11 protein-coding genes are annotated in these 15,172 nt (G+C 60.4%); 6 read left to right on the top strand and 5 right to left on the bottom strand.

The features are described 5' to 3' along the window. The first annotated feature begins 240 nt into the window (after positions 1-240). From MRS74_RS04005 to MRS74_RS03980, 6 genes are all read left to right on the top strand, one after another. Positions 241-969 (top strand): response regulator, encoded by a 729-nt coding sequence (locus tag MRS74_RS04005; RefSeq protein WP_254578984.1) that lies wholly within the window; start codon positions 241-243, stop codon positions 967-969. Between the two features lie 3 nt (positions 970-972). Then, entirely contained in the window at positions 973-3,477 is a 2,505-nt protein-coding gene (locus MRS74_RS04000) for a PAS-domain containing protein (protein ID WP_254578983.1), read from the top strand. 180 nt (positions 3,478-3,657) lie between these two features. Then, positions 3,658-4,671, top strand: a complete 1,014-nt coding sequence (locus MRS74_RS03995) for a sugar ABC transporter substrate-binding protein (protein WP_254578982.1) — start codon at positions 3,658-3,660, stop codon at positions 4,669-4,671. A gap of 175 nt (positions 4,672-4,846) precedes the next feature. Next, positions 4,847-5,923 (top strand): ABC transporter permease, encoded by a 1,077-nt coding sequence (locus MRS74_RS03990; RefSeq protein ID WP_254578981.1) that lies wholly within the window; start codon positions 4,847-4,849, stop codon positions 5,921-5,923. Between the two features lie 3 nt (positions 5,924-5,926). Then, a complete protein-coding gene (locus MRS74_RS03985) occupies positions 5,927-6,724 on the top strand; it encodes an ATP-binding cassette domain-containing protein (RefSeq protein ID WP_254578980.1) in 798 nt (265 codons plus the stop codon). A gap of 361 nt (positions 6,725-7,085) precedes the next feature. Then, positions 7,086-8,078, top strand: coding sequence for an ABC transporter substrate-binding protein (locus tag MRS74_RS03980; protein WP_254578979.1), 993 nt, complete (start codon positions 7,086-7,088; stop codon positions 8,076-8,078). Positions 8,079-8,203: 125 nt separating this feature from the next. Here MRS74_RS03980 and MRS74_RS03975 read toward each other — a convergent pair whose 3' ends face one another. The 5 genes from MRS74_RS03975 to peaA form a co-directional block, all read right to left on the bottom strand. Further along, the gene (locus MRS74_RS03975; protein WP_254578978.1) at positions 8,204-10,105 is read right to left on the bottom strand and encodes a sigma-54-dependent Fis family transcriptional regulator; all 1,902 of its coding nucleotides are present in this window, start codon (positions 10,103-10,105) and stop codon (positions 8,204-8,206) included. 215 nt (positions 10,106-10,320) lie between these two features. Beyond that, on the bottom strand, positions 10,321-11,454 hold the full coding sequence (gene peaD, locus MRS74_RS03970) for a quinohemoprotein amine dehydrogenase subunit beta (protein WP_254578977.1): 1,134 nt from the start codon (positions 11,452-11,454) through the stop codon (positions 10,321-10,323). 23 nt (positions 11,455-11,477) lie between these two features. Continuing rightward, complete coding sequence (gene qhpC / locus MRS74_RS03965; RefSeq protein WP_254578976.1) at positions 11,478-11,801, bottom strand: quinohemoprotein amine dehydrogenase subunit gamma; 324 nt, start codon at positions 11,799-11,801, stop codon at positions 11,478-11,480. Between the two features lie 50 nt (positions 11,802-11,851). After that, positions 11,852-13,282 (bottom strand): quinohemoprotein amine dehydrogenase maturation protein, encoded by a 1,431-nt coding sequence (gene peaB, locus MRS74_RS03960; protein ID WP_254578975.1) that lies wholly within the window; start codon positions 13,280-13,282, stop codon positions 11,852-11,854. A gap of 60 nt (positions 13,283-13,342) precedes the next feature. Beyond that, complete coding sequence (gene peaA / locus MRS74_RS03955) at positions 13,343-14,935, bottom strand: quinohemoprotein amine dehydrogenase subunit alpha (protein ID WP_254578974.1); 1,593 nt, start codon at positions 14,933-14,935, stop codon at positions 13,343-13,345. Between the last annotated feature and the right edge of the window lie 237 nt (positions 14,936-15,172).

Below are 15,172 nucleotides of genomic sequence, written 5' to 3'. Positions count from 1 at the left end.
TGACAACGTTGACAAACAATAATCCATGCAGGACAACGTTGTCAATCACTCTTGATCATGATCCCCTGTTGCCCGATGATGGCGTTTCTGCGCACCGCCAGACGCCGGGTTTTCTCGGTTTCAGCAGACAAATCAAAGTCTCGGCCGGCCGGATTCATCGACGGCAACGAAACATTTGAAATACGATCTGGCCTATTCTGTGGTATCACAACAACGCAACAAGCTAACGGACAGCGATCCATGACGGAAATAGCACGCCAGAAAATTCTTATCGTTGATGACGAAGCAGACATGCGGGATCTGCTGCACGACCTGCTGGATGACAACGGCTTCGACGCCCTGGCGGTCACCAACGGCGCAGAAATGCAGCAGGCGCTGGCGCAATCCGCCTTTTCGCTGGTGATTCTGGATCTTCGGCTCAAGGGTGAAGACGGTATGCAGCTGGCGCGAGGCCTGCGCGCGGAATCCGGCATTCCCATCATGATGCTCACCGGCAAGGGCGATGAGACCGACCGCATTCTCGGGCTGGAGCTGGCCGCCGATGACTTTCTGATGAAGCCTTTTAACGTACGCGAACTGCTGGCCCGGGTGCGCGCCCTGCTGCGCCGCTCCGCCGGCGTAATGACAAAACCGGAGGACCTGCACAGCCACCAGCGGCTGGCCTTCGGCGACTGGGTACTGGATCTCACCGCCCGCCAGCTGCAGCGTGCCGATGGCCAGAGCGTGGAGCTGACCTACGGCGAGTTCAACCTGCTGGAAGCCCTGGTCAAGGCCCCGAACCGCATTCTTACCCGGGATCAACTGCTGGAAATGACCCGCGGTGACAACAGCGAAGTCTTCGATCGCACTATCGATGTGCTGATCCTGCGCCTGCGTCGCAAGCTTGAACCCAACCCGCGCCAACCCCGCTACATTCGCACCGAGCGCGGTCTGGGGTATTGCTTCCACGCCCAGATAAGCCGGCTCTGAGCCATGCACAGCGCCCGCGCCCGTCTGCTTGTTGCCTTTGCCTGCATTACCCTGGCGGCCCTTGCCCTGGCCATCGTCGGCTGGCGCGGCCTGAGCGACACCGAGCAGTCCCTGGAGCGCCTGCGCGAAGAAATTCTGCCGGATATTTCCCACTCCCTGGAGCTGGCCGAACGCACCGCCAGCCTCGCCTCCCTGGCGCCCTTTGTGGCCGAAGCCTCGGCCCCGTTTCAGTTACAGCACGATCGCCAGCAACTGCTCGAACGGGTGCAGCAGCTCAAGGAGCTGGCCGGCCGCATCCGCCACCTGACATCGGCACCGGTGCTGCGCAGCCTGCTGGAAAAGCTCTATGCGACCCTGGATGAACTCATTTTCCTGACCCAGCAGGAGCTGTTCCAGCGCGAGGATCTGCGCCAATTGCTGTATCAGCTGCAGCCACTGGGCAACCCGGCGCACGATGCGGCCCTGCAGGCACAGGACCAGAGCCAGGCCATCGACCAGCTGATAGCCGCGGCATCCGCCTCGTCCCGGGAGCTGAGCCTGATCCAGCAGCGCTTTAACGCCCGCATCGCGGACGATGACCCCATCCGCGCCAGCGCCCGCCAGATATTCGGGCTGCGTCACCAGCAACTGGAGGTCAAGCAACGTCAGGCCTATCTGCTGGCTGCGGTTCGGGCCATTTCCGATCAGCTGTCCACTGAAGTCAAAGCCTTTGTCGATAGCCTGCAGACACGCTTTGAACATCAGCACGCTGCGCTGGCGGCCACCATCGATCAGGGCAAGGTCCGCATTCTGTGGATCAGTCTGGTGGCCCTGCTGGCCCTGGTGGCCGGCGCTACCCTGGTGCTGACCATGACCCACAACCTCAAGGCCGTTACCCGGCTGATGACCCGCCTGGCCTCAGGCGTTACCGAACAGGCCACGCCCGCGGTGCAGCGGCGCGACGAGATTGGCAGCCTGGCCCGCGCCTTCAACGTCTTCCGTGAAAACAGCCGTGAATTGCAATCCATGGCGGAAAACCTGCAAAAGCAGCAACGCCTGCTGCAAACCGTGTTCGACAATATCAACGACGGTCTCAGCGTATTCGATCGCGATCAGCGCCTGATCGCCTGGAATCCGCGCTATCTGAGTATCTTTGATCTGCCCGCCGGCAAAATCCGCAGCGGCCTGTCACTGAATCATGTGCAAAATCTCATGACCCGCAATGCCCACAGTAATCGAACCCTGGACAACCGGCCGCTGGACATGACACAAACCAACCTGCAGCGCCCGGAACAGCCCATTCGCTTCGAGCGCTATTATCAGGACGGCCGCGTTATCGAGTTTCGCAGCCAGCCCATGCCCGACGGCGGCTTTGTCACCCTCTACAGTGATCTAACGGATCGCAAGACCATCGAATCCCAGCTGCGCCAGGCACAGAAAATGGAGGTTCTAGGTCAACTGACCGGCGGCATCTCCCACGACTTCAACAATCTGCTCGCAGCGGTAATCGGCAACCTGCAGCTGCTTGAGCAACAACCCGGCCTTGCTGAGAAGGTCAGCCGCTATGGCCAGCGCGCGCTCGCTGCCGCCGAGCGCGGCGCCAGCCTGGTGCAGCGACTGCTGGCCTTCTCGCGCAAACAGCAGCTGCACCCCGAAGCACAGCAGCTCAATGTCCTGATCGAGGGCATGCTGGATCTGGTGGAATACAGCGTGGGGCCCCATATCGACATCCAGACCCGGCTCGAGGCTACCGATGACTGGATCTACGTCGACCCAGGCCAGCTTGAAAACGCCCTGCTCAACCTGGCTCTCAACAGCAGCGCCGCCATGCCCGATGGCGGCACGCTCAGTTTCAGCACCCGGGTGCTGCAGGATACGGCCGGTACCGACCGGGTACAGATCGATGTCTGTGATACCGGCAACGGCATTCCCGAGGAACTGCAGGACCGGGTCTTTGATCCGTTCTTCACCACCAAGGAGGTGGGCCAGGGCAGCGGCCTGGGGCTGAGCATGGTGTATGGCTTCGTCAAGCAGTCCGGTGGGGATATCCATATCGAAAGTCCGCCCGGCAAGGGCACCTGCATTGCCATCAGCCTGCCGCGTCACCAGGGCGCCCGGCCGTCGGAGTCGCAGCCGCTCGAACAGCCCCTGACACTGGGCAACGGTGAACTGATATTGCTGGTCGAGGATGACCACCTGGTGCTGCAGGCGGTTGAAGACATGCTGGCGGAACTCGGGTATGAGCCCCTGTCCTGCCGCAGTGCCGAAGAGGCGTTGCAGTGGCTGCAGGACAACCCGTTGCCCGATCTGGTACTCAGTGACATAAACCTGGGCAGCGGCCAGACCGGCATCCAGCTGCAACAGCGATTGCAGCAGCGATGGCCGCAGCTGCCCTGCGTCTTGGCCTCGGGTCTGCCCAGGGATCAGCTCAGCAAACGCTATGGTCTGCCGGCAGACGCCGGTTTTATCGCCAAGCCCTACCGCCTGGATACTCTGGCGCGAACCGTCGCGACCGGCCTGCACCCCTGAGCGCCTGCTTGCAGGCACCTTATTGGTCCCGATTCAATTTCTTACCGATACGCCTGCTTTTACCGCCTATATTTCAATTGTTAACAGCATGCCCGCTGGCCGAAATTTTCTGTTCACGACCATCCACTCTAATCAGGCTACCGAGTACGGCAATACAACAACAACAATTGGAGTTCCACCATGAAAAAGCAACTCACTGCTCTCGCCCTCGCTATGGCCCTGGCCTCTCCCCTGACCTTCGCCGCTGAGCAAACCATCGTCGGCCTGATCACCAAAACCAACACCAACCCGTTTTTCGTCAAAATGCGCCAGGGGGCCGAGGAAAAAGCCGAAGCCGAAGGCGTCAAGCTGTTGTCCTTTTCCGGCAAATTCGATGGCGACAATGATTCCCAGGTTCAGGCTATCGAGAACCTTATTGCTGCCGGTGCCAAAGGCATTCTGCTGACACCGAGCGACCCCGTTGCCATAGTGCCGGCGGTTGAACGCGCCCGTGAAGCCGGCCTGCTGGTTATCGCCCTGGATACACCGCTGTCCCCTGCAACCGCCGCCGATGCGACCTTTGCCACCGACAACTTCAAGGCCGGCGTACTGATTGGCGAATGGGCCAAGGCACAGCTGGGCGACAAGGCCGCGACCGCCAAAATAGCCATGCTTGACCTGAACAGCAGTGCGATCACCGTCGATGTCGCGCGTGACCAGGGCTTTTTGCAGGGATTCGGTATCGATCTGAACGACCCGAAAAAGATGGGTGACGAAACCGACTCGCGCATCGTCGGCAATGAGGTAACTCAGGGTGCCGAAGAAGGCGGCCGCACCGCCATGGAAAACCTGATGCAGAAAGATCCTGGCATCAATGTTGTATACACCATCAACGAACCGGCGGCAGCGGGTGCCTATGAAGCCCTCAAGGCTGTTGGCAAGACCGACGTCCTGATCGTATCGGTCGATGGCGGCTGCCCGGGCGTGAGCAACGTCAAGGATGGCGTTATAGGTGCGACCTCCATGCAGTTCCCGCTGCTGATGGCCTCCATGGGTGTCGACGCCATTTTGGAATTTGCCAAGACCGGCGCCAAGCCGCAAGCCTCTGAAGGCCTGGACTTCGTCAACACCGGCGTTGAACTGATCACCGATCAGCCAGTCGAGGGCATCTCGTCCAAAACGTCAGCTGAAGGCCTGGAACTCTGCTGGGGCTAAAAGCCTGCCGGGTCGGGTAGCGATAAACCGCCGCCTGACCCTGCTGCCAGATACTCCGCTGTACAAAACCGAAAGTTTTATCTTCCGGTGCTAGCCGCCTGTCCAACCTGACACTGATCCACAGTGGAAAAGCCCGACAGGCTGCCAGAGACCCTAACAAGAATAGGTTCACGATATGACCACTCCGCAGAATGCCAAAGTGCAGACGGCTGACCACGAAAAGGTCGCCAACGCTGCCGGTGGCGACTTTGCGACCTTCCAAGGCGCACAGGTCTCCCTGGCTGACAGACTTCACCAGTTTTTTCACCAGTATCCGGTCGCCGCACCGACCATCGTATTGCTCGCTGCCATTGCGCTCTTTAGCTCTATCATTGGCGGCCGTTTTCTCGACCCCTTCAACCTTTCGCTGATCCTGCAGCAGGTTACGATTATTGGTGTACTGGGTATCGCCCAGACCCTGATTATCCTCACCGCCGGTATCGACTTGTCGGTGGGTGCCGTGATGGTACTGACCTCCGTCATCATGGGCCGCATGGCCGTTGAGGTGGGTTTGCCTTCTGGCCTGGCACTCTGTATCGGCCTGATCGCCGGTGGCGTCACCGGCTGGATTAATGGCCTCTTGGTAACCCGATTCCGCCTGCCGCCCTTTATCGTCACTTTGGGCACCTGGAACATCTTCTTCGCACTCAACCTCTGGTACTCACAGAGCGAAACGATCCGCTCCCAGGAAATTGAAGCCGCAGCTCCCCTGCTGCACTGGACAGGCACGGCCATCGACATCTTCGGCGCTCGCCTCACCTATGGCTCGCTGCTGATGCTGGGGCTCTTCGTTGTGATCTGGTATGCACTGAAATGGACCGCCTGGGGCAAGCACGTCTACGCCACCGGCGATGATCCTGATTCAGCCAAACTCGCGGGTATCCGTACCGAACGCGTGTTGATGTCCGTGTATGTGGTTGCCGGTGTGCTTTGTGCCATCGCCGCCTGGGTACTCATAGGACGCATCGGCTCGGTCAGCCCGCAGGCCGGCATGATGGCCAACCTGGACAGCATCACCGCCGTCGTCATCGGTGGCACCAGCCTGTTCGGCGGGCGCGGCTCTATCTTCGGCACCCTGATGGGCGCTCTGGTGGTCGGCGTTTTCCGTAATGGCCTGGCGCTGGCGGGTGTCGATGTGCTCTGGCAGGAATTTACCGTTGGCGCACTGATTATTGTCGCCGTTGGCGTCGATCAATGGATCCGGAAGGTATAAGTCATGACTACCGACAAGAAAATCGTATTCCAGGCCCGCGGGCTGGTAAAGCGCTACGGCCATGTCACCGCAATCGACCACACTGACTTCGATCTGTATGCAGGTGAAGTGCTCGCCATTATCGGTGACAACGGTGCCGGCAAATCGTCGCTGATCAAGGCACTGTCTGGCGCCCTGGTGCCGGATGAAGGTGAAATCACCCTGGACGGCAAGCCGATTCATTTCAAAAGCCCGATGGACGCCCGTGCCCTTGGCATCGAAACCGTCTACCAGAACCTGGCCGTGTCGCCGTCACTGGACATCGCCGACAATATGTTCCTGGGCCGCGAACGCCGTGTCCCCGGCATCCTGGGCTCGGTGTTTCGCATGCTCGACAAGAAAGGCATGCACGATGAAGCCAAGGCCAAACTGGCGGAACTGGGTCTGCTGACCATCCAGAATATCAATCAGGCCGTGGAAACCCTGTCGGGCGGACAGCGCCAGGGCGTTGCCGTGGCGCGTGCCGCCGCCTTTGCCCGCCATGTGGTCATCATGGATGAGCCCACTGCAGCTCTGGGTGTCAAGGAATCCCGGCGCGTGCTCAACCTGATCAATGACGTGCGCGCCAAGGGCCTGCCGGTCATCCTGATCAGCCACAACATGCCCCATGTGTTTGAAGTGGCTGACCGGATTCACATCCATCGTCTGGGCAAACGTATCGCTATCGTCAAGCCCGATACTCACACCATGTCCGAGGCGGTGGCCATCATGACCGGCGCCTTGAACCCTGAAGATCATCCAGCCGGCGCCTACGCCGCCTGAACCGGTTTGGTGCGGCAGGCTGTTCGTTAGCCGGCCGCGCCTTTTTCTGTGTTACGCCCCTGCCCAATAACCACTTTCCGGCATTTGCCCCTGTCTGGTGCGGTGACGGACCTTCAAGCCTTGCGTACCAGACCTGGTACGGCATGCTGAATGGGCATGGCATTCCTGTAGCAGTACTTTCCTATAGCAATAGGTTCCTATAACAATGGAACCATGACGGCCCTGAGATGCCACCGTCGCTACGGGCTCAGGATTAAAATCGTCAACGGGTGGTCATAGCACTGCGCTTTGCCCGTCCGGCGTGGTTGAATGTCGCGACAGAACCGGGTTCAAATACAGCAATCAGTCACAGGAGCTCGAAATGCCCGCATTCAAACCCCTGGCGATGCTCGCTGCGATGCTGTTGTGCGCCCAGACACAGGCGCAGGGCCAGTCAAGCCCTCTGCCTGCAACCACTGCGCTCACCTCCATCGGCATCTCGGTATCTGACCTGGGCAACCCCTACTTTGTTGAAATCGCCCGGGGTGCTGAAAGGCGCGCACGGGAAATCGGTGGCGACCAGGTACGGGTACAGGTGGTATCCAGCGCCTATGATCTGCCCCGCCAGATACGCCAGATCGATACTTTTATCAGTGACGGCGTGCAGCTAATACTGCTGTCGGCGGCGGATCGCGACGGCATTGCGCCTGCCGTAGAGCGCGCCCGCAAGGCCGGCATTCCGGTCATCGCGGTGGATGTGGAGGCCGCCGGCGCCGACGTCACCATTACCACCGACAACCGCGTCGCCGGAAACCTCGCCTGCGACTACCTGGCGCAGCGCATTGGCGGCGCCGGCAAGGTGGTGATCATCAACGGCCCGGCGGTGTCCTCGGTGATTGAGCGCGTGCAGGGCTGTTACGATGCGCTGGCTGACTTTGCCGGCATTGAAGTGCTATCCGACACGGAAAATGGCGGTGGCGCCCGCGAAGGCGGGCTTGAGAAAATGACTGCGCTTATGACCGCCTACCCCGAAATCCAGGGCGTCTTCACGATCAATGACCCCACGGCGCTGGGCGCAGAACAGGCCGCGCATCAGGCCGGGCGCAGCAACTTTGTTATCGTCAGTATCGACGGCTCCCCCGCCGCCTTTGATCAGCTTAAAACCGACACCAGCCTGCTGGAAGCCAGCGCCGCACAGTTTCCAGCGCGCATTGCCGAGCGCGCCGTTGATACCGGGCTGCAACTGCTGCGCGGCGAAACCCTCGAAGCGCAGCGTATCCTTATCCCGCCCGAACTTATCACCCGCGACAACGTGAACGACTATCGCGGCTGGAACACCCTGGGCGCAAACAGCCTGTCGCCCGCGGCGCCCTGACCTTCCCGCCGAACAGTAGCTCGCTGCAGACGCAGAGCGCTGCAGAAACGACATAACACAAAATCCCGTGACAGCCTGGCTGACACGGGATTTTTCTTTTGGACTGCAGCACTTGGTCGGGCCTGTTACCCCTCGAGCTGCTTGAGCTTGCGATAGAGGGTGGCGCGGCTGATGCCCAGGGTAGCAGCAGCAGCGGAGATATTGCCCTGGTGGCGGGCCAGCACCTCACGTATCTGCAGCTGTTCATTTTCTTTCAGGCTGCCCGCGGCCGAAGAACGCGGTGCCAGCAGATCATCCAGAAAATCATCGCTCAGATGATCGGTACCAATGCAACGCTCGCCAGGTTCGAGCAGGGCCACCGCGGTTCGCAGCACCATTTCCAGCTGACGGATATTGCCAGGCCAGGCGTAGCCCGAGAAAAGCTCTTCTACCTCGTTATCCAGGGTCACGCCGGCGGCTCCCAGGCCACTGAGCAGCTGGGCGGTCAGTGTATCCAGATCAGTGCGTTCGCGCAGCGCCGGCAGACGCACGCCAACTCCGTTAAGGCGATAGAACAGGTCCTCGCGAAACTCGCCGTCACGCACCCGTTGCTTGAGGTCATGGTGGGTGGCACAGATCAGCGCTATATCCAGGCTGATTTCCTCGCCACCACCCAGGGGGGCGACGCAACGTTCCTGCAATACCCGCAGCAGGCGCGCCTGCAGCGCCACCGGCATGTCGCCGATTTCATCCAGAAAGAGCGTGCCACCATTAGCCTGCTGAAAGCGCCCGACCATGCCGCCCTTGCGCGAGCCGGTAAAGGCGCCTTCACGGTAACCAAAGAGTTCGGACTCAATCAGGCCCTCCGGAATGGCGGCACAGTTGACCGCGACAAAGGGTTTGGCGGCTCGGGCGCTGTGGTCGTGCAGCGCCCTTGCGATCACTTCCTTGCCGGTGCCGGTTTCACCATTGAGCAGTATGGGCACATCGGCCATCAGCGCCTTGGGCCCTATGCGCAACGCCCGTGCCAGGCGGGCATCGTCGCCGGCCAGGTGCGACAGGTCCGCGGGCCTGGCGGCCGGCGTGCGGTTAAAGGCGGGCTGGCGCAATCCCGGCAAGGCCCGGGGAAACTGCAGCATCTCGCAGAAGAGCTCACCGGTACGGCTTTGCAGGCTGCCGACCCCGTCACGCAGACGCAGCGACAGCAGGGTTTCCAGGGGCTCACCCAGCACCTCTTCCACTGCCCGCCCCACCAGGCGCCTGCGGCTGGCGCCCAGCAGCTGACAGGCCTGCTCATTCAATGCCTGAATGCGGCCATCCAGGCTGATGGCCAAAAGCCCATGCCAGACGGAGCCCAGATACTGACGCCGAGTATGAAAAGACAACAGCAACACATCCTGGCAGGCGCTGACAAAGAGCCTGTTTTCGATACTCTGGGCCGCGAGTTGCACAATTCCCAGACTGTCCTGGGGCTGAATCAGCTGGCCTTCACGAGTCATATCCAGCACCGCGACAACACGGCCATCGGCACTGCAGATGGGCGCCGAGATACAGGAAAAGTGGGTGACCGAATCGAGAAAGTGTTCGCTGCAATTCACCAGCGTGGGCCTGGCATCGACAATAGCCGTACCCAGAGCGTTGGTGCCGCGGGCCTGCTCGCTCCAGCAGGCACCGGGCACCAGGCCAAAGCGCTCGCGCAGTGATTTCTCGCGACAACCCTCGGTGCTGAGAATGGTCGCATCGGCGTTGGCCAGCACCACTACACCCGAGTCCCCGATCTGGCGACTCAGCTGCTCCATTTCAGGTGCTGACAGCTGGATCAGGTCCTGGTGGGTTTCCAGCAATTCGTGCAGGCCCGCTACCCGGGTATCGGCATCAAAGGGCCCCAGCAGACTAAGCCCCGCCCCGACACTGCGCCGCCAGGAGGCCTCGATTTCACCTCGCAGCAGACCGGCCGGCACCTCACCGCACTCAAGCAGGCGGTTGCGCGCAATACGGATACCCTGCTGTGGATCGTCGACCAGCGTTGGATGGAGTTTCGGCTGCATCAGGGCGCCTCGTTCTTTTTATAGGTAGGTTATTCTTATCGGTACGTTGGTCTTGTAGCTAATCAGCAAAATGCCGCTGGCTGAATAGGTGCACAGAGCCGACTGACGGCTTTACAGACGTGGATCGAATTTACCACAGGCGTCATCACACACAAAACCGGCCCCGGCGAAGTGCCGGGGCCGGTTGCCAGACCTGCGATAAACCGTTGCCTGGGTCAGTGCATAAACACCTGTGCCGTGGAGATGGCCATATCACCGCCCGGCAATTCAATATTGCCGACCTTCTCCAGAGTGTCGGCATCATAGATGGCGACATCGTTGAAGGTGCCACCCAGATAGACTTTGCTACCGTCGTGGTTCAAGGCTATGCAGTAATAGGAATGATCCAGCTCCGCCGCCTTGATCAGCTCCTGCTTCTCAATATCATATTTGGCCAGGCGGTTAAGCACGCCAAACATCAGGTTGGGATCTTTGGGCGAGCGCGTACCGGTGAAATAGACCTCGGTAATGGGACCGAAATCGACGGTTTCGGTGGCACCGGTTTCCAGGTTCACGTTCATGTAACCCCAGAGCCAGTCGGCGGTATCAGGATTCTGGGTTTCATCCTGGAACCTTGCCGTGGTGTAGAGAATGGTGAAATCCCGCGTCGCCGTCTGGATCGGCCAGACACTCAGCACATCCGGCTGGGCATAATTGGGCCGGGTCCAGTTGCGACTGGCGATGGCCGTGGTACGCTCACCGGTCGCGACGTCCACCTTGTAGATATCGGCACCGGCCATATACAGGCTGCCATCTGCTCCGGCCTGCATGACGGTGATCTGACGCGGCGCTGCAAAGGTGCGCACCGGTTTGGCATCCAGGCCTGCATCAGCCCTGTATACCGCCAGGCGCGGCTGCTGCACGCGATAATGATCACGGTGCAGCAGCGTCGGGTTCTGCACCGCGTAGATCTCATCCCCCGCAGGGCTGATGGCAAAGGCAAAGATCGACTTGGTACGCTCATTGGCCGCCTGGGACATGGCGGCATGGAATACCAGTTCGCAGGTATCGAGGTTAACGCCGTAGATATCCTCGTAGTGATTATTGAGCACGTAGGCGGTCTGGCGATCCGGTGCCATCTGAATGGCGCCGGGGCCAAAATCATCCGGCATCTCGCAGCTCTTGTAGATCCTGTCCGTGGCCAGATCCAGCACATGCAGGTTATTGGGGTAGTTGGCGACGACCATGTATTCATGGCCCTCCTCCAGCGCCGGTCCTGCGGCCACGCCGCTTGGGCTGTAAGCCGTCAGGCCCGCAAGCAGAGCCGTTGCGCCTAAGGTGGCGGCGCGGTGCATCAGCTGTTTTTTCATGGGTATTCTGCTCCGTCCGCCTGTTATTTGTCTTTGGGGAACACGGTTCCCAGGTTGCGCCAGTCTTCCTTGGAATTCATGGCGTCCTTGTTCCAGTCGGGATAGGTATTCATCATGTCCGGCACCTGGGCAGGCCACCAGCAGGGATCGGCACAGCCATAGAGGTCGGACTCCATGGGCTGGCACAGGGACGTCACCGAGCCGAAGGCATCGATCTCCCAGCCCGGGTCCGTGGTGGCGGTACAGCCCGCCAGGGAGCTCATGGCCATGACGTCTTCAACGGCGTCATCGTCCACCGCATCGGTCAGCAGTTGCGCTTTGTTGTTGATTGCTCGCAAGTGTTTCATATAGGTTCTCCGTTGCCGGCGTCCCTCACGGGAGCGCCGTGGCACAGGGCTCAGTGGGCCTGGCGCGGCGTGATGTAATGATCGATAAAGGCGGGATTGGCCGCCATGATCCGGCTGTAGACCTGAATGCCGAAATCCACCCAGTCGCGCATCAGATCACAGTAGTGATAGGTGGGATGGGCCGGATCACCATAGCGGGCATAGCTTTCGTGGTAACAGCCGCCTGAACACAGATTGCGGATGCGGCAGTCATGGCAGCCGGTATCGGTGCGATCCAGCCGCTGCGACAGAAAATCGCCCAGCTGGGCATGCTGTACGCCGTCGCGCACATTGCCAAAGGTTGGCAAAGTGGAGCCGGTGAAGCGGTGACACAGGTTCAGCTCGCCCTGGTGGTCCACCGCCAGCATTTTCAGGCCGGCACCGCAGGGCAGCGCTTTCTTGTGGCCTTCATGGATATCGGTAATCAGCTGGTGCAGGTTGGAAAAGCCGATATTGCGATGCTCCAGCGCCGCCTCCAGATAGCGTGCCCCCAGGCGTTTCATGCTGGCGAACACCTCAATCAGCTCCTCGCCACTGAGATTGAAATCGCTGATGTCCCCCGACGTCACCGGGGCAAAGCCGACCTCTGCGAAACCCAGTTCATTGAACAGGTGATCCCAGATCTGCTCCACATCGGTGATGCCGCGGGTCAGGGTGACACGGGCACCCACGGGGCGGGAATCGTAGCGCTTGAGCAGCCACTCGACCTTGCGCCGCACCACATCGTAGGTGCCATTGCCGCCCACGGTAATGCGGTTCTTGTCGTGAATCGCCTTGGGGCCATCGATGCTCACCGACAGGCCGAAGCGATGGGCGTTGAGCCAGTCAATGATGTCTTCGTTCAACAGGGTTGCGTTGGTGGTCATGACAAAATCCACCGCCTTGCCCAAGCTCGCAAAGCGGGTTTCGCAGTAATCCACCACCTGCTCGATCAGGGGCCTGTTGCTCAGCGGCTCGCCACCGAAGAACACCACTGTGTAGCGCTTCTCGTCCGGCGATTCGCGCAGCAGCATCTCGACCGAGTCCTTTGCCGTCTCGAAGCTCATGCGCTTGCCGGCAGAAGGCGTATCCAGATCTTCCTTGTAGCAGTAGGTGCAGCTGAGGTTGCAGCCGGTATTGACGTTCAGCACCACCGTGGTCAGCGGAAACTGATCCACGCGGCGGGTGCCGATTTCATCGGTCAGCGGCAAGCCATCATTGATCAGTTCCAGCGCCTTGAGTTCGCGCAGGGTATCGCTGATATCCTGCTCCGGATAACGCCCGCCCAGCTGACCGATCAGCTCGGAGGGCAACTGCGCCTGCTGGCGCAGCAGGTCGATAATGTCGCCGCAGGCGCCATCAAGGGCAAACAGCGAACTGGTGGGTATATGAAACAGCATGCGGTCGTCGCCGACCTGCACTTCATGCAAATTACGTTCAACGAGATTAAATCGTGCGCCCATGGGTGCATCCTCTAGCCGAGGTTAATGGTGCGGATTCGCGTCTGCTGGCCGATTGCGTTATCACGGAATCGGCGGATTGTTCCAGCGCTGCACCGTCACGATCATCTGTGCGCTGCCACTCAGGGTCTGCCCCCCGTCTTCAACCTTCGCCACGACCTTGAGGTTGCCGGCGTTATTGGTGCTCATGCGCCGCTCGGGGTTGGGCCCGGCGGCACCCGGTGTAAAGCGACCGGTAACAGCGTCGATCACGCCGGCAAAGCGGGTATCTTCATCCTCTGCGGCACGCTCATCGAAGGGCTCCACGGACCAGCTGGCCGGCACTATACCGATACGGTAGTCATCCTCTGTGCCGGCGATGGCATCCTTGCCAGCGGCCCAGGCCTCGGCATCAAACAGGCCATAAACCCGGGGGGTCGAGCTGCCATTGCCACCAATGCGGGACACACTATAGTCGGGTAATACGCGGATACTGCCGATGCTGTCGTACAGACTCAGTGTTACCGGCTCGCTCTTGCCAACCCGCACGCTGCGCAGGCCCGTGGCATTGTCGGCGGCACGGACACGCACACGAATGCTGTCGGCGCTGCGTTCCAATACGTCCTCAATCTGCACGCCCTCGCCCAGATCAATAGCACCGTCCAGGCCTGTACCCACCAGCGTCAGTTCCGCCCGGGAGCCTGCTTTCAGGTAGCCGGGCTGCACGGCCAGCAGTGCTGGCTGATCGCCGCCAAGGCGGGCGCCGCGAATATCAAAGCCCACTTCATCGTGGCCGGTTTCAAACATGCGCCCGCTGATACGGTTGCCATCGAGCGCAAACACCTGGCGCATGGCGACACCGTCGACATCGATTTCGGCGCGCCATTCATAGCCGGTATAGACGATAGCCTGACCTTTGCCGGCAAGGGCGGTGCCATCGCTATAGTGACCCTCGAGCTGCACCTCATAGAGGTCGTCACCGCTGGGGGTCACGCTCAGCACGCCATTGATTTCGCCCCGCCCCGGTACTTGCCCGGCCAGACGCCATTGCCCTATCGGATCGGTCTTGGCGCTGGCCTGCCACTGCGTCCAGGCCTCGGACTCCAGGCCGTACTCCGCTGCCAGCTGCGGCACTATATTGTCCAGCGCAAGATTCAGCCAGTCACGGTCACGGCCCTGAGCCTGGTATTCGGTGGTGGGCCACTGACCGAGGTGAAAGTGCACCAGATGCTCCCATTCTGCTGCGGGCCGGCGCTGCAGTGCGACACGGGCGCCCGAGTGGCAGCGCGCGCAGGTCTGGGTAAAGGCGTCGGACTCGAAGCTTTCCATGGTATTAAGACGACGCTCCAGCGCATAGCGCACGCCGGTTGTTTCGCTGGGGGCGAGACCCTGGCTATCTGCCAGATACTTCACCAGGGTACGGCGATCCTCGTCGCTGATTTTCAGGCCATGCATCACCTGCATGCGGGCAATGGACATCAGCCAGCCTTCAGGCGTCTTGCGCTGGTGACTGATACGGCTCCAGTTGCCATCGGGTTCCGCCGTATGACAGGCGGCGCAGGTTTGGCCCATGATCTGCTGGGCATCAGTGGCCGCCAGCGCCGGCGTACAGGCCAGGGCAACAGCCATGGGCAGCAGGCGCCACCTCAGGTGCAGACATGCATAATTTTTATTCAAGGTCAGACCTCCTTTATTTGCGTGGTCATGCAGAAGCACTGGAACAGACCCAAAGACGCGGGCTCTTCCTTTGCGAATAACAAAAGCATTCTCCGTGCCACAACACATAAGGTTTTATATTTCATAGAGTTAAGTAATTAAAGCCGTTAAAAGCACCCACCGGAGGCCCTATCCAACTGTCTAGATCCGCGACAACTGTTGAAAACTGATACAGCGGCGCCATCCCCATGACACCGG

It is taken from the genome of Marinobacterium sedimentorum (assembly GCF_024267675.1).
Taxonomy (GTDB): Bacteria; Pseudomonadota; Gammaproteobacteria; order Pseudomonadales; family Balneatricaceae; genus Marinobacterium_A; species Marinobacterium_A sedimentorum.
This window is presented reverse-complemented; position numbering and strand designations above follow the sequence as displayed.